The following is a 5,738-nucleotide window of genomic DNA, read 5'->3' on the forward strand; positions in this document are numbered from 1 at the left end:
ATTTTAGTTGACCAGAACAATCACCTGGATTTAATGCATTATAAAGAAAAATAAGATCTTCATCATTAAGGGTAATACTCTGATTCACTTTTTGCCGAATACCCTGTAAACACTCAATCCTTTGTATTAACTCTTGTAAGCCTTGCATTTCTTTATCAGTCATGGGAGTCCTCCTTAGCTTAGCATCAAAAACTTCTTCGACATCGAACACCACAAAATGATTTACGATGGGTATATATGATGATTATTTCGTTAGGCTTATCCTCTTGTATAACATGTCATGTTAACCACCAAAATATTTTCAGCAAAAAACCATCACCCTGTCTGATTTTAATTGTCACATCCCGACAAAAGCTTCACTCCCTTCTGAAATGCAATTAATACATGACATAGAAAACTTTAACCTTCCTTTTATGGCTGGGCATACGTACCTGGTTGTGCTTGATTAGTAGGTGCAAACAAGCCTCCATGATACGGCAATGGTGCATTATTTGCTTGTATATCAATCATTGACCTGACGATTTGTGCTTTATCCCAAGGCAGTTCTGGAAGAAAACTTTGTAAACATGTAACACTACGAATAACCCCATTTTGCTGAAGTTTGCGTAACACTTCTTTACACTGACCTGTTTCAATATTTTTTAGTATAAACCCCAGACAAGCCTCGTATTGTGCTGGTTTAAGTTGAACTTGCATGAGGCTTAAAATATTAGAATTAGCAAAGTTAAATTCCCCTTTTTTATCCTTAGGGATATTAATCGTAGCCAAAAACGCTTTACACCGATCAGGGGATAAATGTCTTAATACAAATACAAGCTCATTAGCGTTTCTGATCAAAGGCGCTTTACCTGCTAGCAATTGCGATTCGACATGATTTAAGATAAATGCCTGTTGCGCATCATTGAAATATTGAAGCAATAAACCTAAATTTTCATCATCATCAGAATCAAGAATTTCATCCAGGTTATCCTTGATTTTCTCAAAAATATGATTGCGCTGTTCGGGCTGAAGCTTTCTTAGGAGTGTATTTAAATTATCAGCAGGATCATGTGAATGTACAGCTTCCTTCAGCATAGTCAAGAAATCTTTAAATTCAATTTGCGCCAGAACAACTTCACATTGCTCAGGTGTCAGAAATTTCAGCACTTGTGCTAAATCTTGTGCATTTTTAATTAAACCACCTGGATAAGTTAGCTGAGATTTATTGTTTTCAAAGACAATACTACGTCGCTCGGCATTAAGGTGCTCTAAAATAAAACCAAAATCTTCAGCGTTTTTAATCACCCCATTTGGATATACCAATTGCAACTTGATTCTATCAAATAAAATATTACGCTTTGCTTCATCCATATCCTCATCTAGACCCTCAAATAATGATTTTATCGTTTTAGCATCCTCAGCAGTAATAATATGCATTATTTTCTCGCCAAGCTGATCGAACACTCGCTGCCATTGCACTGAATTTAGATGCTGAATGATACAATATAAATCATCTAAGTTGTTTATCCATTCGGACAGACTGTCTAAAAATTGATCTAAAACACGCTCAATTTGCTGATCGGTTTTAAGCCCATGAAGGATATATCCAAGACCACCAGCATTTTGAACAAAACCAACTACTTGAAGATTATCCACAAGAAAGTCACACTGCGCCTTATTAAGGTGCTGAGCAATATAGGAAAACGCATAAGGGTTGGTAATCAACCCTGTAAGCTGATTACCAATGCCTGTTAAAAAAGCATTACGTTGACTTGTATCGATTTCTCTCAGGATTTCATCTAAAGCGTGAAAATCATTTATGATCTCATTTGGGTATCTTAGTGACATTAGATAATCCAGCACAGCTGTTTGCTGCTCAGGTAAAAGCCATTTCAAGGCTATTTTAAAATTATATAAATTTATGATGCGTTGATCTTTTATCGCGCTTAGTATGACAGGTATCTGTGCAGGTGATAATGTAGCAATTAAGGCATATAGTGGATTTGATTGATTATACAATAGACTTTTCAGCTTAGAAGAGGTCATTGTTTGTAAAAATAACGCATATTTTTCTACCGACGTCGATGCGGCAAATACAGCTAAATTATCCGCTGTTCCTATAGCATCAGCTAACTTTCCGCAAAATGCATGATTTTGCAATAAAACTTTCAAATCCCGTTGTGAAAAATTATTAAACAATGCAACAACATCATCAAATGTGTATTGTCTATTTACAAGATCCATGCCATATCTTTCCAGTAACATCATACTTACAGGTAAAGCATCTTCTCCGCTATATAAGCCTTCAGCTAAAGAAGATTCCAGTGCATTGCTTGCATCTTCTAATTCTTTTTCTAATGCCTTTATTTGCATTTGTTTTTTCTGTCCGCTCATTGCGATAGTCAATAATCGCTCAGTATGCCCTTGCATACTAGCTTTTAGCTCGTCTCGACGTGTCGCAAGGCAGGTCCATATTAAATTTTGACTATCCACATCAGTACGGCGAAAACTATCGATATCATCATAATAGTTGATACATTTTCCAAGCCATTTAATCTGCTGTTTAACAGCATCAGGGATTGCTTGTCTTTGTGCTTTGGAAAGCTGTTTGTAAAACTTGAAAAATGCTGCAATAGCTAGCGCACCACCTGAGCCTGCTTTAAGCTCTGAACCAACACCATCTTTACTATTTGCATGAAGGCGTATAAGCAATTGTTCCAGTTGTGCCAAAAGGTTATTACCCTCTGTTTTTGCTTGCGCTAGATTTTCTCTGGCCTGCCAAACGCGTTGTGTAAGTGGCGAATGGTTTACTAACCGTTGTGCATCTTCTCCTGCAACATAGTATGTACGATTATCTTCAGCAGGTAGTGAAGCATTATATTGATGCTGAAAATAAGGTTGCTGAGATGCCTGCTCACCCGGTGTTAGTAAAAAATCAATATGTGCAAGGAACTGGCCATTATGTGTTAAAATATGTGTTTTAAGAATATCTGTCAGCGAGGACGCGCCTTGAGGCATATGATCTTGAATGTCTGTATATTCGGTCTGCAGGTCAGGCATTAATAATTTTAATTGCTTAGAAGGCTTCTCTGGTGCAAGATATTCGACAACGTCTATTAAAAGCTTGGTAGCGTCTGACTCAGGGATGGCAGTATAGGCAAGCGCGCTATTTTTAACTTCATTCCAATTGTTTGCGAGCAACTCCTGTAATGCCTGCTTTTTTGTTTCTTCACTTTCACTTTGGTCAATAATCTCAATAATTTCTCTGGCAACACGTTGTGTGTATTTAATAAGTAGCTGATCTTTCCAGGCATCGTTACGATTTGGCAACTCACGATATCTTGATTGTAAGTTCTGTGCTTGTTGCTTTAAATCTTCTAGTCCCATATAGCTTTTCTCCACATTGAGGGTGATGTTTGTCGTATTGCGGTATTTTTTAACATGCTTGTGATTTAAAGAGAAATAAGATGGTTAAAATCAGACAAGGTGTTGAAAATTAATCTATACAGCTTGTAAATAACTGAAGTTATACACTTTTAGTAACGACCACGCTTGTCAAGCGTGGATGGCTCTGTAGTGCTCGATGGCAAAGAAGTTTTTAATAATTTGTAATAAGTCAGCTAATTTCGTCTTGAAGCACTTGAATAAGCCACGCAATTGGCTTTTGGCTTTGTTCATCCAGACAAACCAGATGAGAGCCGAGATGTCCACCGGTAAAAGTTTTACTTATTACTTGAACTTGCGCTGCTTGCAGCTTCTCAACATAGGTTTGCCCTTGTTGAAAAAGCGAATCCTCCTCATTTAATATAATAATACTTGCAGGCATACCATTAAGCACAGCATAAACAGGAGAGATCAAAGGGTTATGTAAATCTGTAAGATCAGGCAAATAAACGTCACGACAAGCCTGATATTTTCCAGGACTCACCATATCAACAAGTGGATCAATCAGTATTTGCATTTTAACTTCAGGATGCGCATTTTCTTTAGCTAAGCAGGCACAAACCGTTGCAAGGTTGGCACCAGCACTATCCCCTATGAGCGCAATGCTATTTTCATGCTTACTCAACGCGCACAGTGCCTGATAACAGGCAGAAACAATCACATCACTTTTATATTCAGGTGCCAGCGGATACTCCAAAGAGATTAATTTACAGCCAAGTTTTTGAGAAAACATGCGACAAAAATTATCATGTGATTCAATACTGCCTGCAACAAAACCACCGCCATGGAAAAATATAAGTGTTGTCTGTTTATTTATCGCATTAGGCAGATAAGTGCGGGCTTTGAAACCATTTATCTGATCAAGGGCAATATTATCTGTCGTAATCTTTCCCTTAAATGGAAAAGGTGTTGCTTGGTCTGTAATCTCTTGCAGCCTCTTTCGTAGTTGAAAAGGTGTTGATGTCGTCATATTTAACCCTCTGCTTTCGTTAATAAAATGATTTGTATGTGCTCTATACATCTATATCTCATACCCTGGCGCTATTCTACTTTGGCCAAATAACAGTGCAAATTCATTACAAGGCGTTTCTCTCTCTTCTTTGTCTATAAATGTTAGTAATTTTCACCAAAATCCTCCTACTCTTTATAAATAGGTATATCATAATACACATGAAAATTTCCCATTTTGTAAAATGACTGTTCGGCCACCAAAGGGCTCAAAACTTAATTTTGGTAGATTATTCCAGCATCGAAACCTTAAAGCTAATACCAGTATCACTTTCTTCAAAAGCTGCAAAAAATAAAAGCAGAACGCCGAGCCGATCAGCCTTATTCTATGCCCAGTAAGCTTTGCGCCAAAGGCACTAGAGCGAAATCTGTGAAGCAGATAATCCTAAGGCATAGAGTAGAATCGGAAGCAGTTTGCATAGCTTTTGCCGCAGCGTGCTGGTGAGGCGGACGGCTCGGCTCGGACAACTTGACGCCGCTGAGACACACAATATTGGACTGTTTATAAATCTTCATATAGTTCAATACTTACATTATCGATATCCACCATTAATGGTAAATTGGACTTTAAATCTACTATATAATCAGTTTCTTGATGAAATTTAAATTCCTCCATCCCAGTAAACTTTTCATAGACCATAATGTTATTCAAATTACCTACACTACGATGAATAGTGTATTTGAGACACCCTTCCTCAAGAAGTGTTTTTTTCTGAATTCTTTTTAAGGAATCTATTAACTCAATATATTTGCCATCTAGCGTATTGAATCTGGCAATGCAAACAATTTTTCCCATGTCTTATACCTTAATTATTTTGACCTACCCGCACTTTTTGGGACACTTTTTCTTGTAGAATTCCATTGTATCTTCAAATTGCTTTGGGGTCATGTAATTTATAGTTGAATGTCTCCTTTTCCGGTTATAATAGGACTCAATATACTGAAATACTGAGGACTTAGCTTGTTCAATCGTTTTGTAATGTTCATCATCACAAAGCTCAACCTTTAATGTTCCAAAGAAACTTTCGCATGCAGCATTGTCATAACAACAGCCCTTACCACTCATGCTGGAGATTAGATTTCGCTTCTCAATTTCTTCTTGGAATGCTTTGCAAGCATACTGTGATCCCTTATCTGAATGCACAATGACATCCTTAGGCATCTTTCTGTTAAATGTTGCCATGACTAAAGCATTAACAGAAAGTTCAGCACGCATATGATCTGCCATAGACCAGCCAACAACCATTCGAGAGAATAAATCAATTATCACGCATAAATACATCCAGCCCAGGGTAAACGCATCTAAT

4 protein-coding genes are annotated in these 5,738 nt (G+C 37.4%); all 4 read right to left on the minus strand.

Features of this window, described 5'->3' with window-relative positions; all coding sequences use genetic code 11:
- Nucleotides 1–411: 411 nt before the first annotated feature.
- Complete coding sequence (locus DNK84_RS13345; protein ID WP_119344965.1) at nt 412–3,366, minus strand: hypothetical protein; 2,955 nt, start codon at nt 3,364–3,366, stop codon at nt 412–414.
- A 229-nt stretch (nt 3,367–3,595) separates the two neighbouring features.
- Nucleotides 3,596–4,393, minus strand: coding sequence for an alpha/beta hydrolase fold domain-containing protein (locus DNK84_RS13350; RefSeq protein ID WP_162902484.1), 798 nt, complete (start codon nt 4,391–4,393; stop codon nt 3,596–3,598).
- 540 nt (nt 4,394–4,933) lie between these two features.
- Nucleotides 4,934–5,227: a putative quinol monooxygenase gene (locus DNK84_RS13355; protein WP_119344967.1), complete on the minus strand. Its 294-nt coding sequence runs from the start codon at nt 5,225–5,227 to the stop codon at nt 4,934–4,936.
- A 24-nt stretch (nt 5,228–5,251) separates the two neighbouring features.
- A partial coding sequence (locus DNK84_RS13360) for an IS3 family transposase (protein ID WP_208123343.1) occupies nt 5,252–5,738 on the minus strand: 487 nt, incomplete at its 5' end.

It is taken from the genome of Facilibium subflavum, from assembly GCF_003574485.1.
GTDB lineage: Bacteria > Pseudomonadota > Gammaproteobacteria > Francisellales > Francisellaceae > Facilibium > Facilibium subflavum.

Excerpts from the sequence above, each read along its gene's own strand:
- DNK84_RS13350 (WP_162902484.1), bottom strand. The coding sequence starts at position 4,393 with ATGACGACATCAACACCTTTTCAACTACGAAAGAGGCTGCAAGAGATT.
- DNK84_RS13355 (WP_119344967.1), bottom strand. The coding sequence starts at position 5,227 with ATGGGAAAAATTGTTTGCATTGCCAGATTCAATACGCTAGATGGCAAA.
- DNK84_RS13345 (WP_119344965.1), bottom strand. The coding sequence starts at position 3,366 with ATGGGACTAGAAGATTTAAAGCAACAAGCACAGAACTTACAATCAAGA.